This window comes from Chitinophaga chungangae, from assembly GCF_017742215.1.
GTDB lineage: Bacteria > Bacteroidota > Bacteroidia > Chitinophagales > Chitinophagaceae > Chitinophaga > Chitinophaga chungangae.
This window is the reverse complement of sequence record NZ_JAGHKP010000004.1, coordinates 599,912-619,656: the sequence shown is the minus strand read 5'-3', so window position 1 is coordinate 619,656 and position 19,745 is coordinate 599,912. Positions and strand designations below refer to the sequence as shown.

Annotated in this window: 18 protein-coding genes; 6 read left to right on the top strand and 12 right to left on the bottom strand. The window is 52.9% G+C overall.

Features of this window, described 5'->3' with window-relative positions; genetic code table 11:
• Positions 1-3: 3 nt before the first annotated feature.
• From J7I43_RS22110 to J7I43_RS22100, 3 genes are read right to left on the bottom strand one after another with little or no spacing between them, the layout of a single operon-like run.
• Positions 4-1,002 carry a sugar kinase gene (locus J7I43_RS22110; protein WP_209148050.1) on the bottom strand — a complete coding sequence of 333 codons (999 nt, stop codon included), beginning with the start codon at positions 1,000-1,002 and terminating at the stop codon, positions 4-6.
• Complete coding sequence (gene uxaC, locus J7I43_RS22105) at positions 1,002-2,396, bottom strand: glucuronate isomerase (RefSeq protein WP_209148049.1); 1,395 nt, start codon at positions 2,394-2,396, stop codon at positions 1,002-1,004. The genes J7I43_RS22110 and uxaC overlap by 1 nt, the downstream gene beginning before the upstream one ends.
• Positions 2,397-2,407: 11 nt before the next feature.
• The gene (locus J7I43_RS22100) at positions 2,408-3,874 is read right to left on the bottom strand and encodes a tagaturonate reductase (protein WP_209148048.1); all 1,467 of its coding nucleotides are present in this window, start codon (positions 3,872-3,874) and stop codon (positions 2,408-2,410) included.
• 274 nt (positions 3,875-4,148) lie between these two features.
• On the opposite strand from J7I43_RS22100, the gene mnmA reads away from it, so the two are divergent.
• Positions 4,149-5,240 (top strand): tRNA 2-thiouridine(34) synthase MnmA, encoded by a 1,092-nt coding sequence (gene mnmA, locus J7I43_RS22095; RefSeq protein ID WP_209148047.1) that lies wholly within the window; start codon positions 4,149-4,151, stop codon positions 5,238-5,240.
• Between the two features lie 52 nt (positions 5,241-5,292).
• On the opposite strand, the gene J7I43_RS22090 is transcribed toward mnmA, so the two are convergent.
• A complete protein-coding gene (locus tag J7I43_RS22090) occupies positions 5,293-5,661 on the bottom strand; it encodes a hypothetical protein (protein ID WP_209148046.1) in 369 nt (122 codons plus the stop codon).
• A gap of 49 nt (positions 5,662-5,710) precedes the next feature.
• Between J7I43_RS22090 and msrB the strand changes: the two genes are divergently transcribed.
• Positions 5,711-6,163: a peptide-methionine (R)-S-oxide reductase MsrB gene (gene msrB / locus J7I43_RS22085; protein ID WP_209148045.1), complete on the top strand. Its 453-nt coding sequence runs from the start codon at positions 5,711-5,713 to the stop codon at positions 6,161-6,163.
• On the opposite strand, the gene J7I43_RS22080 is transcribed toward msrB, so the two are convergent.
• On the bottom strand, positions 6,160-7,308 hold the full coding sequence (locus tag J7I43_RS22080; protein ID WP_209148044.1) for an RsmB/NOP family class I SAM-dependent RNA methyltransferase: 1,149 nt from the start codon (positions 7,306-7,308) through the stop codon (positions 6,160-6,162). The genes msrB and J7I43_RS22080 overlap by 4 nt on opposite strands.
• Positions 7,309-7,654: 346 nt before the next feature.
• On the opposite strand from J7I43_RS22080, the gene J7I43_RS22075 reads away from it, so the two are divergent.
• Positions 7,655-9,055, top strand: a complete 1,401-nt coding sequence (locus J7I43_RS22075; RefSeq protein WP_209148043.1) for a serine hydrolase domain-containing protein — start codon at positions 7,655-7,657, stop codon at positions 9,053-9,055.
• A 77-nt stretch (positions 9,056-9,132) separates the two neighbouring features.
• On the opposite strand, the gene odhB is transcribed toward J7I43_RS22075, so the two are convergent.
• Both odhB and J7I43_RS22065 read right to left on the bottom strand, forming a co-directional pair.
• Positions 9,133-10,698, bottom strand: coding sequence for a 2-oxoglutarate dehydrogenase complex dihydrolipoyllysine-residue succinyltransferase (gene odhB, locus J7I43_RS22070; protein ID WP_209148042.1), 1,566 nt, complete (start codon positions 10,696-10,698; stop codon positions 9,133-9,135).
• A gap of 38 nt (positions 10,699-10,736) precedes the next feature.
• Positions 10,737-13,487, bottom strand: a complete 2,751-nt coding sequence (locus tag J7I43_RS22065) for a 2-oxoglutarate dehydrogenase E1 component (RefSeq protein ID WP_209148041.1) — start codon at positions 13,485-13,487, stop codon at positions 10,737-10,739.
• A 348-nt stretch (positions 13,488-13,835) separates the two neighbouring features.
• Here J7I43_RS22065 and rpsT point away from each other — a divergent pair, with 348 nt between their 5' ends.
• The 3 genes from rpsT to J7I43_RS22050 all read left to right on the top strand — a co-directional run bounded on the left by rpsT (position 13,836) and on the right by J7I43_RS22050 (position 16,620).
• Positions 13,836-14,090 carry a 30S ribosomal protein S20 gene (rpsT, locus tag J7I43_RS22060; RefSeq protein WP_209148040.1) on the top strand — a complete coding sequence of 85 codons (255 nt, stop codon included), beginning with the start codon at positions 13,836-13,838 and terminating at the stop codon, positions 14,088-14,090.
• A gap of 473 nt (positions 14,091-14,563) precedes the next feature.
• Positions 14,564-16,297 (top strand): M14 family metallopeptidase, encoded by a 1,734-nt coding sequence (locus J7I43_RS22055; protein WP_209148039.1) that lies wholly within the window; start codon positions 14,564-14,566, stop codon positions 16,295-16,297.
• The gene (locus J7I43_RS22050) at positions 16,294-16,620 is read left to right on the top strand and encodes a hypothetical protein (protein WP_209148038.1); all 327 of its coding nucleotides are present in this window, start codon (positions 16,294-16,296) and stop codon (positions 16,618-16,620) included. The genes J7I43_RS22055 and J7I43_RS22050 overlap by 4 nt, the downstream gene beginning before the upstream one ends.
• An 87-nt stretch (positions 16,621-16,707) precedes the next feature.
• Here the strand turns inward: J7I43_RS22050 and J7I43_RS22045 are convergent, their stop codons facing one another.
• Genes J7I43_RS22045 through J7I43_RS22025 form a run of 5 tightly spaced genes read right to left on the bottom strand, consistent with a single transcriptional unit; the run spans position 16,708 to position 19,736 of the window.
• Positions 16,708-16,998: a type II toxin-antitoxin system RelE/ParE family toxin gene (locus J7I43_RS22045; protein WP_209148037.1), complete on the bottom strand. Its 291-nt coding sequence runs from the start codon at positions 16,996-16,998 to the stop codon at positions 16,708-16,710.
• Positions 16,992-17,207: a hypothetical protein gene (locus J7I43_RS22040; RefSeq protein WP_209148036.1), complete on the bottom strand. Its 216-nt coding sequence runs from the start codon at positions 17,205-17,207 to the stop codon at positions 16,992-16,994. Before J7I43_RS22040 ends, J7I43_RS22045 begins: the two co-directional genes overlap by 7 nt.
• 32 nt (positions 17,208-17,239) lie before the next feature.
• The gene (locus J7I43_RS22035; RefSeq protein ID WP_209148035.1) at positions 17,240-18,256 is read right to left on the bottom strand and encodes a beta-ketoacyl synthase chain length factor; all 1,017 of its coding nucleotides are present in this window, start codon (positions 18,254-18,256) and stop codon (positions 17,240-17,242) included.
• Entirely contained in the window at positions 18,246-19,460 is a 1,215-nt protein-coding gene (locus J7I43_RS22030; RefSeq protein WP_262898819.1) for a beta-ketoacyl-[acyl-carrier-protein] synthase family protein, read from the bottom strand. The genes J7I43_RS22035 and J7I43_RS22030 overlap by 11 nt, the downstream gene beginning before the upstream one ends.
• An 18-nt stretch (positions 19,461-19,478) precedes the next feature.
• A complete protein-coding gene (locus tag J7I43_RS22025; protein ID WP_209148033.1) occupies positions 19,479-19,736 on the bottom strand; it encodes a phosphopantetheine-binding protein in 258 nt (85 codons plus the stop codon).
• Between the last annotated feature and the right edge of the window lie 9 nt (positions 19,737-19,745).

The window sequence follows — 19,745 nt, the reverse complement described above, 5'->3', positions numbered from 1 at the left end:
TGCTTACATCAATTGTGTGATCGATTCTTTCTCCGTCAGATTAAAATCGCCGGTGCGGAACAGCTTGGAATATGCCGCCGCGGCGGCGTAGGAAATCGTGTCCTGATGGTCGAGCCCGTTGAGGTTGGCGTGAATGAGGCCTGCCATAAAGCTGTCTCCGCTGCCTACCCGGTCTACCACTTCGTTGGTCTCGTATTGCCTGCTCACGTACAATTCGCCGCCGGTATAATACACGGCGTAATACAAATTATGCGTGGGCGCGGCCGAAAAACGGAAGGTGAAAGCCACCCTGTCGCATTTCGGATATTCTGCGATAATGGCCGCGGCGGATGCTTTCGCCGCTTCCAGGTATGCTTCTTTTGTTTCGGCTTTGATCAATTCCTGGTTGAGCGGCGTGCCCAGCATCATGTTCGCCGCCCAGATGTTGCCCATGATCACATGGCAATACTTCGTGAGCTCCGGCATCACTTCCAGCGGAGTGCGGCCGTACTGCCACAGTTTGCTGCGGTAGTTGAGGTCCGTCGAAATGGTCATGCCTTTGCGGGTGGCCGCTTCCAGCACTTCCCTGCAAATAACCGCCGCATCGGGATTCAGCGCCGGCGAAATGGCGCTCCAGTGGAACCATTGCGCGTCGCCCAGCAGCGAATCCCAGTCCACCGTTCCCGGTTTGATCTCCGAGAAGCTGGAATATTTGCGGTCGTACACTACTTCCGCATGTTTCAGGTCCGAGCCCTGCGCGAGGTAATACGCGCCGATGCGGTCGCCGCCCCAAAGCATCCTGTCCGTTTGCACGCCAATGGCCTGCAGCTGTGCGAGCACTTGTTTGCTGAGACCGTTCTCCGGCGTTTTGCTGATATATGCTACTTTATTGCCCCATGTGGCCAAAGCCGCGGCCACATTGGCTTCCGCCCCTCCCACGAACAGCGCCGCGCGTTGTTTCGGCCAGTCGGGACTAAGCCTTAATAATATTTCTCCAAAAGTGATTACAGATACCGGTTGCATCAGAAATTAAAATACGCTTTGGCGTTGTTAAAACAAATATCCTGTACCATTTTGCCTAACCATGGCACATCGTTCGGCAATTCGCCGTTCTCCACATCATTACCGATCAAATTACACAATATTCTCCTGAAATACTCATGCCTCGGGAAAGAGAGGAAGCTGCGCGAATCGGTGAGCATGCCCACGAAGCGGCTGAGCAGGCCCATGTTGCTCAATGCGTTCATTTGTTTTTCCATCCCGTCTTTCTGATCGAGGAACCACCAGCCGGAGCCGAACTGCATTTTGCCGGCCACGCTGCCGTCCTGGAAGTTGCCCGCCATGGTGGCGTACACTTCGTTATATGCAGGGTTCAGGTTATATACGATGGTTTTGGCGAGCTGCCCGTCCCGGTCCAGCCGGTCGAAGAAACGGCTCATGGCTTCGGCCATGGGCCAGTCGCCAATGGAATCCACCCCCGCGTCTGCACCAAGGCGTTTCAGCAGGCGGGAATTGTTGTTGCGGATGGCGCCTGCGTGAAACTGCTGCGCCCAGCCTTTTTCGTGGTTCCAGGTGCAGATATGATGCAGCGTGGCGGCTTTGAACATCACCACGGTATCGTCTGAAAGTTTCTTGCCGGCCATTACGTCCTGGAAAGCCTGTTCCAGCGCGGCGTCGGTAAATTCGGCGTATACGAAATAGTTCAGCCCGTGGTCGGACAAACGGCCGCCGTTTTCATGGAAATAATCGTGGCGTTTTTTCAGCGCTTCCAGCAGCGACCGGTAATTTTTTATCTCGATGTCTGCCGCCGCGCCGAGCTTGTGCATGTAGGCTTTGAACGAGGCGGCGTCTTCCACCGCCATGGCCTTGTCTGGCCGGAAAGTGGGCAATACTTTGATGGAAAAGCCCTGCTTGCGGATAGCGATGTGATGGTCGAGCGGCTCGGCCGGATCGTCTGTAGTGCACAATGCGTCCACATTAAAATGTTTCAGCAGCGTTTGCGTGGTGAGCTTCGGCAGCTGCGCATTGCAGGTTTCGTAGATCTTCGCCGCACTGTTGGCGTTCAGCACGTCCTTCACGCCGAAAGGATTGAGCAGTTCCATGTGCGTCCAGTGGTACAGCGGGTTGCGCATGGTGTAAGGCACGGTTTCCGCCCATACTTTGAACTTGGTGAAATCGTCCGCATTGCCGGTGATGAGATCTTCATTCACGCCATTGGCGCGCATCGCCCGCCATTTGTAGTGGTCGCCCTTGAGCCAGGCTTCCGTGATGGTGGAGAAGCTGCGGTTAGACGCAATTTCGTCCGGCGGAAGATGGTTGTGGTAATCGATCACCGGCATGTCTTTCGCGTAGTCGAAATATAATTTTCTCGCTGTGTCGGTTTGCAGTATAAAGTCTTCTGACAGAAATGTTTTCATGAACGTGTGGCTTAAAGGACCTTGGAATGGTGGGTGATGTACTCTTTCACGCCGTTCTGCATCATCCCCATGAGGTGATCGGTAACGGTGTCGGCAAAGCCGGGCAGGGTGTTGAGGTCGGTTTGCCACAGCCGCGTGTCTGCACAGATCTCTTTCACCATGGCCGACACTTCGGGGTAGCCCGCTTTTTCGACCGGTTTCCAGTGGGCCGCGAAAACGGCCGCGTTATCGTCGGTGATGTCGTAGAATGCATCCCCGCGCTGACCCTGGTATTTGCCGTTCGTTTCTTTTGCCGGTTTGAGGAACAGCAAAGTGCTGGCGAAGCCGAGCAGCATTTTTTCCGGCAGCAGCCCTTTCGCTTCGCGGTAACGCAGCAGGGTCTGCACATTGCGCGCGTTCATCTTGGAGCTTTGCTGGAAGGTAATGCTGATGAGTTTATGTTCGATGTAAGGGTTGGCGAAACGGTCGAGCACGTCTTTTGCAAAAACCGCCGCCTGGGGGCCCAGGTTTTCGAGGGTGGGAAGGATCTCTTCCAGCACCACGGTTTCGAAGAAACGGCGCATATAAGCGTCTTGCATACATTCGTACACGGTATTAAGGCCGGAGAGGTAACCGAGGGTTACGGCGGCGGTATGGCTGCCGTTGAGCAGCCGGAGTTTTTGTTCGCGGTAAGGCGTAATGCTGGGCGCGATCAGCATGCGTTCGTCTGCCTGGTGGAAAGACAGCTTCTGGGCAACGCCAGCGTCTCCCTCGATGGCCCAGAGCAGGAAAGGCTCGGATTCGATCCACAGTTCGTCTTCATACCCCGCTTTCTGCCAGCTGTCGGCGATATTTTTCGGCCTGCCGGGCACGATGCGGTCTACCAGCGAGCTGCAGAAGCGGTTGCCCTGCCCGATCCACTGGATAAAACCTTCCGGCATTTTATTGTATTCCGCGAGTTTGATCACGATCTCTTTCAGCACCCGGCCGTTGTCTACGATCAGTTCGGTGGGAATGATGACGAAGCCCGGCAGTTTCCTGCGGTAACGTTCGTGCAGCACGGCGAGGAGTTTTCCGGGGAAAGATGCGGGCACTCCGGCCATCACATCTTCTTCCACGTACTGGATGCCAACTTCGGTGGTGTTGGACACGATAATTTCAAGACTGGGCTGCGATGCTGCTTCAAGGATCGCTTCCCATTCTGCATTCGATTGCAAAACACGGCTAATAGAAGCGTTCACCAGGTGCTGATCAACAGGCTGCCCCTGGGCGATCCCTTTGATGTGCGTGGTAAAAAGTCCGTCCTGCGTATCGAAAGCGCCGGCGTCGCCGCCGGTGGACTTCACCACCACGATGCGGCCTTCGAAAATGTTCTGTTTGTTCGCCTTGTCTACCAGGAAATCTACCAGTCCGCGCAGCAGCACGCCGGTACCGAATTGCAGTACTTTTTCAGGAAATTGCAGATAGTCAGGTGTAATGCCCCATTGGGGGTTGTTCATAACGTGTTGCTTATTCAATCTCGGAAGCATGCATGGATATTTTATTAAATAACTTAGCTAATTTGCAATAAATATATAATTAGCATTCCAATTTTTTGATAAAATGCTAAAGATTTTACGCAAAAGGCGTAAATCAATCGTTGTAAATCCTGTCTGTTTTGAATTTTCTATAGCCGTTCCTCTCCGGGCTATAGGCCCATTGGCAGTATCTATCGGCAACTTCCCCCCTTTTTGCCCGGATTTCAGTAATTTTGCGGTCTTAATTGATAATCTGATGAGCAAGCATGGAAAAGTGCTGGTAGCCATGAGCGGGGGCATTGACAGTACGGTCACGGCCCTGATGCTGCACGAGCAGGGATACGAAGTGGTGGGCATCACCATGAAGACCTGGGATTACGCCTCCGCCGGCACCTCCAAAAAGGAGACCGGCTGCTGTAACCTGGATTCTTTCAACGACGCCCGCGCAGCGGCCGTACACCATGGTTTTCCTCACTTTATACTCGACATAAGGGACGAATTCGGTGATTTTGTCATCAATAATTTCGTGGACGAATATATCGCGGGCCGCACGCCCAACCCGTGCGTGTTGTGCAACACCCATATCAAATGGCGCGCACTGATGAAACGGGCAGACGCGATGGACTGTGAATTTATCGCCACCGGCCACTATGCCCGCCTTCGTGTGGAAAACGGCCGCGGCGTGATCAGCAAAGGGGTGGATGAAACCAAAGACCAGAGTTACGTGCTCTGGGGCCTCGACCAGGACGTGGTGAAACGCACCCTGCTGCCCCTCGGCGGCTACCGCAAAACGGAGATCCGGCAGATGGCCTTCGATTTCGGTTACCCGGAACTGGCGAAAAAAGCCGAGAGCTACGAGATCTGTTTCGTGCCGGACAACGACTACCGCGGTTTCCTGAAACGGAAAGTAGACGGGCTGGAAGAAAGAGTGAACGGCGGGAATTTCGTACTGGCAGACGGAACCATCGTAGGCAAACACAAAGGTTACCCGTTTTATACCATCGGCCAGCGCAAAGGGCTTGATATTGCCCTTGGAAGGCCCGTATTCGTGACCGAAATCATCCCGGAAACCAATACGGTTGTGCTGGGTGCCGAAAACGAGCTGAACCGCAGCGAAATGAAAGTAGGCGGCCTTAACTTTGTGAAATACGATCACCTGCCCGAAGGCATGGAATCGGTGGTGAAGATCCGGTATAAAGACAAAGGTACGCTGGCCAACGTTTACAACCAGGAAGACGGCATCGTGAAAGTGCATTTTTACGACCAGGTGAAAGGCATTGCGCCGGGCCAGTCCGCCGTGTTTTATGAAGGAGACGATGTGCTGGCAGGGGGGATTATCAGGAGATGAATTTGTTTTTAAATAAAAGGTAAGAGGGAAGCAATGGCTTCCTTCTTTTATTTTACACTATCCTTACTAAATCTCCATCATCAAAACCTGTTGATACCGCCTCTGCTTTTGAAAAAAATGAAGTGGCGAATTTTTCCGTTCTCACAAATGCGGAAAGTTCTGAAATGATCCTTTCCAAAATCTTTTCCCAGCCTACATTTCTATATTCTTCCTGTGTAAGAGGAAAATATTTGTTTACTGGCTCAAAGTCCACATTGCAAGCCCAGTCGCTATCTTCCTCATCGAATTCTTTGGAACCGATCAGGTAAATTTCATAGCCATGCGCAGTTTCGAACAGACCGAAATGATAGGCGGCAATTGAGGTATCGGGGGATTCAGTATCGCAAAGCTGAAACAACCAGTCGTTCAGTGTTATATTCATATTTCATTCCCCAAAAAATAACTAATTTTCCATTATAAAACTATTGAAGATGCTGAACTGGAACGACGTTTTGAATTTCGCCACCAAAGGCAACCCCGTGCCGGACAAAAGAGTGGAGAAAACCGACGGGGAATGGAAAGCCCTGCTCACGCCTGAACAATACCGGATCACGCGCAGGAAAGGCACTGAAGCGCGTTTCAGCGGAGAACTGTGCAGCCGCTACGAACCGGGGAAATACAATTGCGTGTGCTGCGGCACCGAGCTCTTCGATTCCTCTATCAAATTCGATTCAAATACAGGCTGGCCAAGCTTTACGCAGCCCGTCAAAGAAAATGCCATTCAATACGAAAAAGACGAATCCTTCGGCATGGTACGCATCGAAGTAATGTGCAACACCTGCGACGCCCACCTGGGCCACGTTTTCCCGGACGGGCCTGCGCCGAGTGGATTGCGGTATTGCATTAACTCAGAATCGTTGGTGCACGTTGGGCAAGAGGTTTAGGTGAGATTTCTTCCCACTGCCACAAACATCGTATCCGCCTCCCTATCATATCCCTTTATCACTCCGCTTTCTTCAATCTCCAGCCCGCATTCGTTCTGTAAAAACGTTACGGCATCTTCGTTTTCTTCCTTAAAAACGGAACAGGTGATGTATACGAGCCTGCCGCCCGGCTCCAGCAGCGGCGTTACGTGTTTCGCGATCTTTTTTTGCAATGCCGCGTATTCCGTAATCCTGTCTTCCGTAAAATAAAAAAGATGCTCCGGCGAACGCCCCCAGGTGCCGGAACCGCTGCAGGGCGCATCGAGAATGATGCCTTTGAATGGCCGGAAACCCGTTACGGGTTTGGTCAGATCCAGCACGCGGGCATCGTATTGTTTGATGCCGGCTTCGGCGAAACGTTTGTGGAGATTTTCAAGAATGCTGGCCCGTACATCGCTTACGGTAAGCCCGATGGAAGGCTGTTGATCGTGCAGGAGGATGGATTTCCCGCCGCTGGCCGCACAACAGTCCCACCAGCGCTCTTTCGGCTGCGGACGGAAACGATGGCCGGTTTCCTGCGACGATAAATCCTGCACCTCGTAAGCCCTTTTATCCGGCAGCAGCTCCTCTATTTTGATGCCGTTGGCCAGCGCGATCGCATCGCCTGTCGTTTCGTGCGCCACGCCCGCATCTTCCAGCAAACGCAGGATGGCGGCCTTTTTGCCGGGCCTCGCGCGGATGAACAGCCGCGGCTGTTGCAGGTACGATAAAGTGAAAGCTTCCGGGTCGATGCCCTCAGAAAGATGTGATACAAAAGGAAACGCCGAAGCCGCATCCCAGCGCAGATTGAGAAAAACAAGCTTGTCGATAACGGTACCGGTTATACGTTCGTTCCATTCCGGTTTGAAAAAACCTAACAGCGCATCGGGAGACGTTTCACAAAGGAAGGTACCCAGCAGCATGCGTTCCCGCACGTCCAGCTGCGGCTGCCATTTACCCAGCCGGTAATACTGGTACACCAGCTGCTGCACCCGCCTGCGGTCGCGGCTGCCCATGTGCGGGCGGGCTTTGAAGAAATTCTTCAGGAAATGATGTAAAGGCAGGCTGCCGTCGTATGCTGCAACGATCTCTTCAGCGGCGTTCATGTAATTTTCCCAGCGCGTCATGGGGGCAAAGATAGGAAACGCTTTTGTGAAGCGTTTCCTATAGGGCCGCTGACCGGGCATATAACAAGAACACTATGTAAAAGGCAGCGGCTTTAATGTTAATGTTTCTGTCCCGGCGGTTCTCGCGCCGGTCCCAAGGGTTCTCGCGGCGGTCACGGATATTTTCCCGCCTGTCCACCCGGTATAAAAATTTCCCATCTGCTAAGCATCCTTTTCTTCTTCCGGTCGTCTTTTAACTGGATATGCGCGTTTTATCCCGGGAAAACGGAGATTGGTCACAACCGCCGTATTATCCGCTATTTCCATACTTATTTCGTAAATTATGATACCTAAAACCCAAAACCTTATGCGTTCCCTGATCCTTCTGCTGCTCCTGCCTTTTGCCGCGGGCGCCCAATCCCCCGCCGAAAATATCACCAAGGTGGAAAACAATCTCACCGGCTGGGTGAGCATCGAAAACGAGCCGCCCGTGCGGTGGAACATCGAAGAACGGCTGAAAGCCCATAAAGTGCCCGGCATTACTATCGGCGTTATCAAAGATTATAAATTGGAATGGGCGAAGGGGTATGGTTATGCAGACAAAGAATCGAAAGTGCCCGTTACCCCGCAAACCCTTTTCCAGGCCGCGTCTATCAGCAAATCGCTGAATGCCGTGGGCATTCTGAAACTGGTGCAGGACGGCAAACTGAGCCTCAACGAGGACATTAATACTTATCTCAAAACCTGGCATCCTTCCGCCGATTCGGGGAAGATCACCATCGCCAACCTGCTGAGCCATACCGCGGGGCTGAGCGTGCACGGGTTTCCCGGATATGAGCCGGGCGATACCCTCCCCACGGTGGAACAGATATTACGTGGCGAAAGGCCGGCCAATACACGCGAGGTAAAACCGCTGTTCGCGCCCGGCGTGAAGATGCAATACTCCGGCGGCGGCACCACCGTTACGCAGCTGATCGAAACGACGGTAACGGGGATACCTTACGACCAATACATGCAAAAAGAAGTGCTGGGCCCGCTGGGCATGACGGGCAGCTTCTACACGCAGCCCGCGCCAGCGAATAAAATTCCGCTGCTCGCTACGGGTTACCGGGTCGATGGCACGCCCATCAAAGGAAAATACCACATCTATCCCGAAATGGCCGCCGCCGGCCTCTGGACGAACCCTACCGACCTGTCGAAATACATCGTCGAAACCCAGCTGGCCTTGCAGGGAAAATCGTCCAAAGTGCTCAACCAGGCCATGACCAAAACAAGGCTGACGCCTTATCTCAATAAAAATGCCGCGCTGGGCGTGTTTATCGTCAACGGGCAACGGTACTTCAACCACAACGGCGGCAATGAAGGCTTCAGATGTGTATATTACGGCAGTCTTGAAAACGGCAACGGTTTTGTCGTAATGGTCAATTCAGATAACTTCAACATCATCGATGAAGTAACACGCAGCATAGCCATTACTTACGGCTGGGAAAAAGATTTTTACAGGCCGGATACGGTTACTTCCGCAGCCCTGCCGGCAGATGCATTGCAGCAATACGTCGGTAAGTTCAAGTTCCGTAACGTGATGGTGACTATCGAAGCGAAAGACGGCCGGTTATATGCGATTACGAACAATGGCACCATGCGGATGCATTACACCACGAAAGGGGATTTTGTGCTGTTGGAGGAACGTGGCCGCCTCAAACTGGTGAACGGCGACCTGGTCGCCAGCGACGGCGGGGAATCGATCGTTTTCACACGCCAGCCCTGACGGAAAACTCATGTAAATACAAAAGGCCGTTCCCGGTGTAAGCGGAACGGCCTTTTGTGATATACGTTACGGGTAGCTTATACTTTGAGGAGCGCTTTCACCGGGTCTTTGCCGAACAGCAGCTGCTCGGGGTTTTCCAGCATGTCTTTCACGCGCACCAGGAAACTTACGGATTCGCGGCCGTCGATGATGCGGTGATCGTAGCTGAGGGCTACGTACATCATGGGGCGGATCACCACCTGGCCGTTGACGGCCATTGGCCTGTCCTGTATCTTGTGCATGCCGAGGATCGCAGACTGCGGGATGTTGATGATCGGCGTGCTCATCAGCGAGCCGAACACACCGCCGTTGGTGATGGTGAAGGTACCGCCGGTCATTTCTTCCATCGTCAGTTTGCTGTCTCTCGCTTTGGTGGCCAGTTCCACAACTTTTTTCTCGATGTCCGCCATGCCCAGGCTTTCCGCGTTGCGGATCACCGGCACTACCAGCCCTTTGGGAGCGGATACGGCGATGGAAATGTCGCAGAAGTCGTGGTACACCAGTTCTTCCCCGTCGATGTAAGCGTTTACTGCGGGGAATTCCTGCAATGCGAAACATACGGCTTTGGTGAAGAAGCTCATGAAGCCGAGATTCACGCCGTGCGCGGTTTTGAAGGTCTCTTTGTATTTGGCGCGGATCGCCATGATGTTGGTCATGTCCACCTCGTTGAACGTGGTGAGCATGGCCGTTGTATTTTTGGCTTCCACCAGCCTGCGGCTGACGGTTTTGCGGAGATTGCTCATTTTCTCGCGGCGCTCGTTGCGGCTGAACAGGTCGTGGCCGATGGCAACGCCGGGATTTTCGAGCGCGGCCAGCACATCGTCTTTCATGATCTTGCCATGTGCGCCGGAGCCTTTAATGGAAGCCGGATCTACTTTTTTATCGGCGATCACGGCTGCGGCAACGGGCGTTGCTTTCACATCGTTCGGAATGGAAGTAACGGGGGCCTGCTGCGCCTGCGGAGCAGCTTTAGGGGCGGGAGCCGCGGCCTGCTGGGCCGGGGCGGCCTTGCCTGCGGGGCGGGGCGCGGCGGTATCTATTTTGCCGGCTACCTCCCCGATCTGGATCGTGTCGCCGTCTTTTGCGATGGTTTTAAGCACGCCGGCTTCTTCAGCGGGCAGCTCAAAAGAAGCTTTTTCGGATTCCATTTCGGCCAGCACTTCATCGCGCTCTACATATTCGCCGTCTTTTTTGAGCCATTTAACGAGGGTTACTTCCGTGATGGATTCACCAACGGTCGGAACTTTGATATCGATGGTGCCTTTGTTCACAGCGGGCGCTGCCGGAGCGGCTTCCGGCTGGGGAGCGGGGGCTGCTTCCGGTTTCGCGGGTGCGGGAGCTGCGGGCGCGGCGCCTGCCGGGGCGGCGGCGTCCGTATCGATGGTACCTACCACATCGCCGATCTTAACCGTATCGCCTTCCTTAACTGTCAGCTTCAGCACCCCGGCCTTTTCCGCAGGCAGGTCCAATGTCGCTTTTTCCGATTCTATTTCACCGATCACTTCATCCTGCTGCACAAAATCCCCGTCTTTTTTCAGCCATTTTGAAATGGTGACTTCGGTGACTGATTCTCCTACCGTAGGAACTTTAATTTCGATTATCATGAGTATTACCCTCCCGTTGAAAAGTAAATAGTTAAAAATTAGATATTAAAAGCCGTGTCTATGATTTCCTGTTGTTCCTGCGCGTGCACTTTGGCGTAACCGGTAGCGGTGGATGCGCTGGGGTTGCGGCTGATCACGCCGTAGTTGAACTGTTTGAGGTTCATCTGCAGGAAACCGGCGGCGCCCATGTTGAGCGGCTCTTCCTGCACCCAGAACCAGGTGGCGCCTTTGTATTTCTGCTGGATGGCTTCCAGCTGCGCTACCGGCAGCGGGTACAGCTGCTCGAGCCTTATGATGGCCACGTCTTTGCGGTCTTCCTTGATCTGTTTTTCGCTCAGGTCGAAATACATTTTACCGCTGCACAGCAATATTTTTTTCACGCGCGACGCATCGGTGATGAACGGATCGTCCAGCACTTCCCGGAAACCGCCTTCGGTGAAATCGGCCGCGGGGCTGTAGCTGCGTACATGGCGCAGGTTGGCTTTGGGCGAGAAGTTGATCATCGGTTTGCGGAAAGGCAATGCCAGCTGGCGGCGCAGCGCATGGAAGAAACTTGCGGCGGTGGTGCAGTTGGTCACAAAAATATTGTGCTCCGCACACTGCTGCAGGAACCTTTCCAGGCGGGCACTGGAGTGCTCGGGGCCCTGGCCTTCGTAACCGTGCGGCAGCAGCATCACCAGGCCGCTCTGCTTCTGCCATTTGGTTTCGGCGGAAGTGATGAACTGGTCGATGAGCGTTTGCCCGCCGTTCATGAAATCGCCGAACTGCGCTTCCCAAATGGTGAGCGCGTAAGGGTTGGCGATGGAATAACCGTATTCAAAACCCAGCACGGCAAATTCGCTGAGCAGGGAATTGTAGATCCTGAATTTACCCTGGTCGCCGCCGAGATTGCTCAGACGGCTGTATTCCTCGTCGGTCTCTTCGTTGCGCAATGCGGCGTGGCGGTGAGAGAAGGTTCCCCTCTTTACGTCCTGCCCGCTGAGGCGCACGTCGCGGCCTTCTTTGAGGATGCTGGCGTAAGCGAGCAGTTCGCCCGAAGACCAGTCCAGCAGGCCCTGTTCGGCGAACAGTTTTTGTTTGTCCTGCAGCAGCTTCTCCACTTTACGCAGCGGTTTGAAGCCTTCGGGAATCGCCATGATGGCGGCGAACAGCTGGTCGAGGCTTTCTTTTGAAATAGCCGTGGCGGGTGAAGTGCCGAAATCTTCCGGCGTGCTTTTACGCAGTTCTTTCCACCAAAGGTCGGGCTGCTGGTATTTGTATGGCAGCGGGTGCTGTTTCACATCGTCGAGCCGTGCCTGGAGGTCGGCCCAGAAGACCTTTTCCATTTCGGTGGCCAGCGCGGCGTCCACATCGCCGTTGGCGATCAGCTGCTGCGAGTAGATCTCGCGCGGGTTGGGATGTTTATCGATGGCGGAGTAGAGCTTGGGCTGGGTAAACTTCGGATCGTCTCCTTCGTTGTGCCCGTGCTTGCGGTAACACACCATGTCGATATAAATATCCGAATTGAATTCCTGGCGGTAACGGGTGGCGATCTCGGCCACTTTTACGGTCGCTTCCACATCGTCTCCATTCACGTGGAATACCGGCGCCTGAACGATGGAAGCCACGCTGGTGCAGTAGTCTGCGGAGCGCGCGTCTTCAAAGTCGGTGGTAAACCCGATCTGGTTATTGATCACGAAGTGCATGGTGCCGCCGGTGTAATAACCCCGGAGCTTGCTCATTTGCGCCACTTCGTACACCACGCCCTGGCCTGCAATGGCGGCGTCGCCATGGATGAGGATGGGGAGGATCTTGTCGTAGTCGCTGTTATAAATTACGTCTGCCTTGGAGCGGGAGAAGCCCACTACCACGGGGTCTACCACTTCCAGGTGCGAAGGGTTGGGCGTGAGCTGCACATTCACTTCTTTACCGGCCGGCGTTTGAATGCTGGCGCGGAAACCGAGGTGATATTTCACGTCGCCGCTGCCCATGGTAGTATCGGGGATGGCGGTGCCTTCGAACTCGGAGAATATCTGTTCGTATGTTTTACCGAGAATATTTGCCAGTATGTTGAGGCGGCCGCGGTGCGCCATGCCGATCACGGCTTCCTGCACGCCGTATTCGGCGGCGGTGTTGATCATGGCGTCCAGCGCGGGAATGGTGGTTTCGCCGCCTTCGAGGGAGAAACGTTTCTGGCCGATGTATTTGGTGTGGAGGAATTTTTCGAACATCACGCCCTGGTTCAGTTTGGTCAGGATGCGTTTTTTCTGCTCCACATTGAGCGGCTGGCGGATGCTGGTCTCCATTTCTTTCTGGAGCCATTCGATCTTCGCCGCGTCGTTGATATAGGTAAATTCAAGCCCTACTTTAGACGCGTATACGTCCTGCAGGTGCTTTACGATCTTTTCGAGGGGTGCTTTGCCGAGGCCGATCACCTGGCCGGCGTGAAATTCCGTTTTGAGGTCCGCGTCTGCCAGGCCGAAGAATTTCAGGTCGAGATTGGGCTGACGGTCTTTACGTTCGCGGATCGGGTTGGTTTTGGCGATAAGGTGCCCTTTTTTGCGGTACGCCTGGATAAGGCGGAACACGCCCAGTTCCTTCACCAGCTGATCGCTGCTCACCGGTAATGCGGAAGTGGCGCCGGAAGCCGCAGCTCCCGTTTTACCGTTTACATTGCTTACCGCAAAATCGAAACCTTCAAAAAATTTGATCCATTCAGGATCCACGGAGGAGGCATCTGCGCGGTATTGCTGGTACAACGATTCAATATACGCCGGGTGCGAGTTGGTGACAAACGAAAAGTCCTTCATTTACAACGAATTTAAGCTTGGTCTTTGATTCTCTCTCCCTATAACAATAAAATAATGCCCAGGGATCGCTAAAATCTTTGATTCTCTTGTCCTTATAACTCAATCTGCGCTTTTATAACTCATTTTGAGTTAATCGGGATTGCAAATATCGATAAAGATTTGGGATTTTCAGGCATTTAGCATAGCTGTTTTATGATTTAACCGCCGGTTTCCCCATGGCAGATATGCGTATAAATTGTTATCTTTGAGCCTCCTGAAATTTCACCCGGCGCCGAAATACCTGCTTTTTATTTTTGTTTATAAAAAGATAAAACTTACCTTTGCCGTCCGAAACTTGAAATTTATACAATGGCAAACCATAAAGCAACGAAAAAAGACGTACGTCAGAGCAGAAAGCGTAATGAGCGTAACCGCTACTACGGTAAAACCACCCGTAATGCCATACGGGACCTGAAGAAACTGACCGATAAAGCGGCAGCTTCCGAGAATTTACCTGAAGTGATCTCCATGATCGACAAACTGGCTAAACGTAACGTTATCCACAAAAACAAAGCAGCCAACCTGAAGAGCAAGCTCGCCAAAAAGGTGAACACCCTCGCTTAATCAGCTGGTTCTTAATATCTTTCGGCTCTTCCTTGCAAAAGGAAGGGCTTTTTTTATTTCCCGTCACTTTTCGCTTTCCGGTACTGTTCCGCTACCGTTCCATTACGGTATGAACGCTTTTACCATACTAAAGCCCTACTAAAGCAATACCGGTAAGATAAGAGAGGCGCAAGGCCGATTCAAGGCCGATACAGGCCGTCAAGATAGGGAATACAGGCCGGAACAAGGCCGGTAAGAGGCCAACACAGGCCGTCTAACGGCCAGCAAGATACGGATACTAGGCCTATACAAGCCGGGGCACAGCCCAGCCAGATGCCGGGCTAGGCCGGTAAAAGGCCCGTAAAGGCCGGCAAAATGAGAACAATATGCGGACAGACCACTCCCTTGCAACGCCCGCCCCAAATCCTTACATTTATACCCTGAACCGCTGACCAGCATATAAAACTTATTGATTTACAACAATTTAAACCAAAATGACGAGAGCCCTTCCCGTGATCCTGCTCCTGCTTTGTGCCACTTTTTCCCTTTCCGCCCAGGACCTTACCACCAAATACGAACGTACCGGCGCAAAAGAGACCGTTACTTACCAGGAATGCATCGCTTACTGGGAATTGCTCGCCAAACGGTTCCCGCAGCTGAAAATGCTCGAAATCGGGCAAACGGACGCAGGATATCCCCTTCATCTCGTCATCCTTTCCCAGGACAGGGATTTTAATTTCGCCAGCCTCAAAAAGAAAGATAAACGCGTGATCCTCATCAATAACGGCATCCATCCCGGCGAACCGGACGGCGTAGACGCCACCATGATGCTGTACCGCGACATTCTCCAGGGTAAAAAGAAACTTCCCCCCAACGTGGTGCTCGCTGCCATCCCGCTGTACAATATCGGCGGCTCGCTGAACCGGAGCGCGTTTTACCGGGTAGACCAGAACGGCCCTGCTGAGTTCGGCTCCCGCGGCAACGGCCAGAACCTGGACCTCAACCGCGATTTTATCAAAGCCGATTCGCGCAATGCCCGCGCTTTCCAGCAGATCTATCACCTTACCGACCCGGACGTGTTCATCGACAACCATGTGAGCAACGGGGCCGACTACCAGCATGTGATGACGCTGCTCACCACCCAGCACGGCAAAATGGGCGGCCCGATGGGCGCTTTCCTGCACGATACTTTCGAACCGGAACTGTACCGGCTCATGAAAGAAAAAGGCTACGACCTCCTCCCCTACGTCAATCATTTCGGTCCTACGCCAGACAGCGGCTGGGTGGCGTACTCCGACGGTCCCCGTTATTCCAGCGGCTACACCACGCTGTTCCATACCTTCGGCTTCGTGCCCGAAACGCATATGCTGAAACCTTACAAACAGCGCGTAGAAGCCACTTACGCCCTGATGGAATGTTTCATCCGCTTCACCGGCGACAACAGCGCGAAGATCCGCCAGCTGAGAGAACAAACAAAAACCGCCGTAAAAACGCAGGACAAATTCCCGCTCAGCTGGTCGCCCGACATGAACCGGCACGAACTGTACACCTTTAGGGGTTTCACCGCGGGATACAAGACCAGCGAGGTTTCCGGCCTGCCAAGACTGTATTACGACCGCTCAAAGCCTTATGAAAAACAGATCAAAATATTCAACACTTTCCTGCCCGGCGATTTCGTGAGCAAACCGGAGGCCTACATCATCCCGCAGGGATGGTGGGCCGTGATCGGGCTGCTGCAGAACAATAAGGTGCAAATGCGCCGCTTCACGCAAGACACGACCGTTACCGTGGAAGCGTACCGCATAGAAGATTACAAAACGCCGCAGCGCCCGTACGAAAAACATTACCTGCACAACGGCGTGAAAGTGAGCAGCAGCAAACAAACCCTCAAATTCCTGAAAGGCGATTATTACATCCCGATGAACCAAACCGCCAACCGTTACCTCGTGGAAACGCTGGAACCAACGGGCGGCGATTCCTTTTTCGCCTGGAACTTTTTTGACGCCATTCTCGGCCAGAAAGAAGGATATTCCACTTACGTGTTCGAAGACACAGCGGCGGAATACCTGGAAGAACATCCCGAACAGCGCAGATTATTGGAAGAACAACGCGCGAAAGACACCACTATGGTTAAAAGCGCATCTGCCCAGCTGAATTTCGTCTACCGCAATTCTCCCTGGAACGAACCGGGGTTTATGCGGTACCCGGTGTTTAGGGTGATAAAATGAAAATGATATCCTATACCTATGATGATAACAATTACTTTCATTGTGATATTGCTGCACGCGATCATGATCATGCGGCTACTCTCAAAAAACGGATCGACACCAAACCGGCTGTACGAGCCGACAAAAAAGCAGGTGATCGGTTTCTGCCTGCTGATACTTTTTGTTTCATGCGGTTCATTGTTGCTTTTTCCCGCCATAGCCGTGGGTTTCCTGGGGGATTGGATGATGCGGAGGAATGGGGAACAAATGGAGAAATTGCACTAACTGTTGCAAGGCAACTTACTCTTGAGTTCGACACCAGATTCGACACGAGAAATATATGAGAGGCATTTGGAACGCAGTGCGTACCGAATTGAGTTGGGCGCATTATCGGTTACTCCTGGGCTTAATTTTGCACAATTCCAATCTGGTTAGTAATGAAGAGGTGATTGGCTGGTATGACGCATCCGGATAATATGAATCACGTCTTTCGTTATGTGATATGAAATCCTATAACGATATTTTTCAAATGCCCGCCAGGTGCCGTCGTTATTCTTTTTGTATTTATCAACAGGGAACATTTCCGGCTGTAAAGCTATTTTATCCGCAATATCCAAAATGGTTGAAATAACCTTCCGGGCGTTTGCAGGAGAATCCTGGTTTATATATTTGAAGGCTTTGTTTAATTCAACGGATGCTTTTGGGGTCCAAACAGTTACCATTTAGCTACTTCTTTCCTTAATTGCTCATTGGTTATGTAATTTCCCCGCAGAATTTCTGCTTCACCTTCTTCTAATTCCTGGTTGTATTCTTCCACCGTTTGAGGCCGGTCGATCGTTTGAAAACCGATTCCCATTAATTTCAGCGTACGCAGCAACCACTCTTTCTTTGAAGAATCGTTAATTCCATCAAAATCAATAAGAATATCCATATACCTGATTTTATATAAAATTACGAAATTTCTTACACAACCTTCCGCAGCAACATAAACGTATGCTGCTCCCCATAAAAGTTATTATAGATCACCGCGTTGTTCGCGGGCCATTGTTCCATCTCCTTAATGGCCGCCCACAGACCGAAAGCGCCGGCCGTGTCGTATTCGCCGCAATAAGGCTTGAAGTAGAAAACTTTGGCGTCGGGGATCTGCCGTTCCACGTTGTCGTAAAACTGTGCGTAACGCGCGTCGCCATTGCGGCCTGAAACCAGCAGGTCGATCTCTTCGCCGGCGAGGTCGTGGGAGGAAAGGAAATTCTGCAAAGCCTGCTGCACTTCTTCTTCCGAAGGTTTATACAACATTTTAATACCTTCCAGGCAAATATCCGAGGGCTGCGAAGTAAACAGGAAAAACGCGGCGCCTTCCCCGGCGATAGATCCGCCGGTAGCGGATTCCAGCAGCTCAGCCGGTTGTGTCAGCTCCTTTTTCCAGTAACCGATGCGGCTTTTGATATAAAAATGTTCATCGGTTATTTCATCGAAAGCGCCGGCGAGCACTTCCGTGGCATTGCCTTCCGCCAGCTGCATCATACTGTCCAGCACAGCGTGCTCGAACGAAAAACCGCGGTGCACAAAAGTGTTGTTGTATTCGGTGCATTGCTGCTGCAGGGCGATCAGGCCGTTCACGGAGTTGTAGGTCGATTGAATAAAGGGCGTGGGGTTCAGCGCGGTTTCGGAATATTCGCGGATGTTGTGCAGGAATTTCTCCGTGTCCTGCAAACTGCCGCGGCCGGTACCGGTAATAATGGCGCCGGGGATTTTAGCGTTACTGTTACGCAGGCATTGCAATGCGGCCGTCAGTCCCATTTTCAGCACACGGCTCATACGCCGCAGGCTGTTGGGCGGGATAAAACCGCTGTAGTCCGGCTCTTTTACATGCATCATGTTTTTGCCCTCCAGCGTAAGCAGGTGCGGTGCAAATCCGCCAGAAAAGCTCTCCTGCGGGGAGATGGCGGCATAACCTTTTATGTAACATTTAGCCTTCATATCTGCTGAACACCAGCGAAGCATTATTGCCGCCAAAACCGAAGGAATTGGAGATCACGTTGCGCACGGGATACTCTTCCAGCAGTTTGGTTTCAGGCGTAATGCCCAGCTCTTCCATTTTTTCTGAAAAATTAAGATTCGGGAATATCATCTGCCGGTTGATCGCCAGCACGGAATAGATCGCTTCTATGGCGCCTGCCGCCGCCAGGGTATGACCGGTGAAAGGTTTGGTGGAACTGAATTTCGGCACTTTGGCACCAAACAGCCGTTCCAATGCTTTGCCTTCAGACGCGTCGTTGTTAAGCGTGGCGGTGCCATGCACGTTCACGTATTGTACATCGGCCGTAGTTTTGCCGCTCATGGCCAGCGCTTTGCGCATCGCTTCGAAAGCGCCGTCTCCTTCGGGGGAAGGCGCCGTGGGATGAAACGCTTCGTTGGTATTGCACCAGCCTGTAAGCTCCGCCATCACTCTTGCTTTGCGGGAATTCACGAGCGATTCGCTTTCCAGCACGAGGTACGCTGCGCCTTCGCCGAGGTTCAGGCCGTTGCGCTGCTGGTCGAAAGGGCGGCAGAATTGTTTGTCCGTATTCTTGAGGGAATTAAAACCGTTGATGGTAAACCGCGTAAGCGCTTCCGTGCCGCCGCATACGGCGCGCTGCACCAACCCCTGTTGGATCAGCCGGGCGCCGTACATGAGGGCGTTGGCGGAAGAGGAACAGGCCGTGCTGATGGTGGTCACGTATTCGCGGAGGCCCGTTTCGTCCGCTATGCGCTGGGTGCAGTCCGCACAATCGAGCGTATCGATGTATTGCAGGAAAGTGCCTTCCTGCTGCGGGTCGAGAATATCGAAATACACTTTTTCCGTATCGCACATGCCGCCGACGGTGGAGGCATTGATAAATGCTGCGGGCATTTCACGGGGATCGGCGATGCCGGCGGATTGCAGGGCTTCCTGTATAGCCAGCAGGCCCAGCAGGGTGGTACGGGTAAATTCGGGGGAACCGGGCTTACCGGCGAGCGCGCCCAACTCGTCTGTGCTGAGTTTCACTTCCCCGACGGGCAGTATGTTTTTGTGAATGGTGTCGATATACCGGGTAAAGCCCAACCCGCTTTGTTGCGCGCGCAGGCTGCGGAAATTTTCCTCCACGTTGTTGCCAATAGCGGAGATCATACCTATACCGGTTATAAACACTCGTTCAGCCATCACATTCTTCTTTACAGCTTACGCCACTTGTTTGCTTTTAATAAATTCGGCCATGGTCTGCACGCTCTGAAGGATCTTGCGGCCTTCGCGCGGGTCTTCCACTTTGATCTGGTAATTCCTTTCCAGCAGCACCATCAGTTCCAGTGAATCGATGCTGTCGAGGCCCAGCCCTTCGCCAAACAGCGGCGCATTGTCGTCGATATCCTCGGGCTTTGTGTCCTGCAGGTTAAGGGCTTCGATGATCTGCTGTTTCAGTTTCAATTTTAACGCTTCCATAGTTGTTGT

Bases quoted from the DNA above. Each gene is read 5' to 3' on its own strand.
- odhB (WP_209148042.1), bottom strand. From the start codon at position 10,698: ATGATAATCGAAATTAAAGTTCCTACGGTAGGAGAATCAGTCACCGAA.
- mnmA (WP_209148047.1), top strand. From the start codon at position 4,149: ATGAGCAAGCATGGAAAAGTGCTGGTAGCCATGAGCGGGGGCATTGAC.
- J7I43_RS22055 (WP_209148039.1), top strand. From the start codon at position 14,564: ATGACGAGAGCCCTTCCCGTGATCCTGCTCCTGCTTTGTGCCACTTTT.
- J7I43_RS22065 (WP_209148041.1), bottom strand. From the start codon at position 13,487: ATGAAGGACTTTTCGTTTGTCACCAACTCGCACCCGGCGTATATTGAA.
- J7I43_RS22080 (WP_209148044.1), bottom strand. From the start codon at position 7,308: ATGACGCGCTGGGAAAATTACATGAACGCCGCTGAAGAGATCGTTGCA.
- J7I43_RS22045 (WP_209148037.1), bottom strand. From the start codon at position 16,998: ATGGTAACTGTTTGGACCCCAAAAGCATCCGTTGAATTAAACAAAGCC.
- J7I43_RS22100 (WP_209148048.1), bottom strand. From the start codon at position 3,874: ATGAACAACCCCCAATGGGGCATTACACCTGACTATCTGCAATTTCCT.
- msrB (WP_209148045.1), top strand. From the start codon at position 5,711: ATGCTGAACTGGAACGACGTTTTGAATTTCGCCACCAAAGGCAACCCC.
- J7I43_RS22025 (WP_209148033.1), bottom strand. From the start codon at position 19,736: ATGGAAGCGTTAAAATTGAAACTGAAACAGCAGATCATCGAAGCCCTT.
- J7I43_RS22030 (WP_262898819.1), bottom strand. From the start codon at position 19,460: ATGGCTGAACGAGTGTTTATAACCGGTATAGGTATGATCTCCGCTATT.
- J7I43_RS22040 (WP_209148036.1), bottom strand. From the start codon at position 17,207: ATGGATATTCTTATTGATTTTGATGGAATTAACGATTCTTCAAAGAAA.
- J7I43_RS22090 (WP_209148046.1), bottom strand. From the start codon at position 5,661: ATGAATATAACACTGAACGACTGGTTGTTTCAGCTTTGCGATACTGAA.
- J7I43_RS22075 (WP_209148043.1), top strand. From the start codon at position 7,655: ATGCGTTCCCTGATCCTTCTGCTGCTCCTGCCTTTTGCCGCGGGCGCC.
- J7I43_RS22110 (WP_209148050.1), bottom strand. From the start codon at position 1,002: ATGCAACCGGTATCTGTAATCACTTTTGGAGAAATATTATTAAGGCTT.
- uxaC (WP_209148049.1), bottom strand. From the start codon at position 2,396: ATGAAAACATTTCTGTCAGAAGACTTTATACTGCAAACCGACACAGCG.
- J7I43_RS22035 (WP_209148035.1), bottom strand. From the start codon at position 18,256: ATGAAGGCTAAATGTTACATAAAAGGTTATGCCGCCATCTCCCCGCAG.
- rpsT (WP_209148040.1), top strand. From the start codon at position 13,836: ATGGCAAACCATAAAGCAACGAAAAAAGACGTACGTCAGAGCAGAAAG.
- J7I43_RS22050 (WP_209148038.1), top strand. From the start codon at position 16,294: ATGAAAATGATATCCTATACCTATGATGATAACAATTACTTTCATTGT.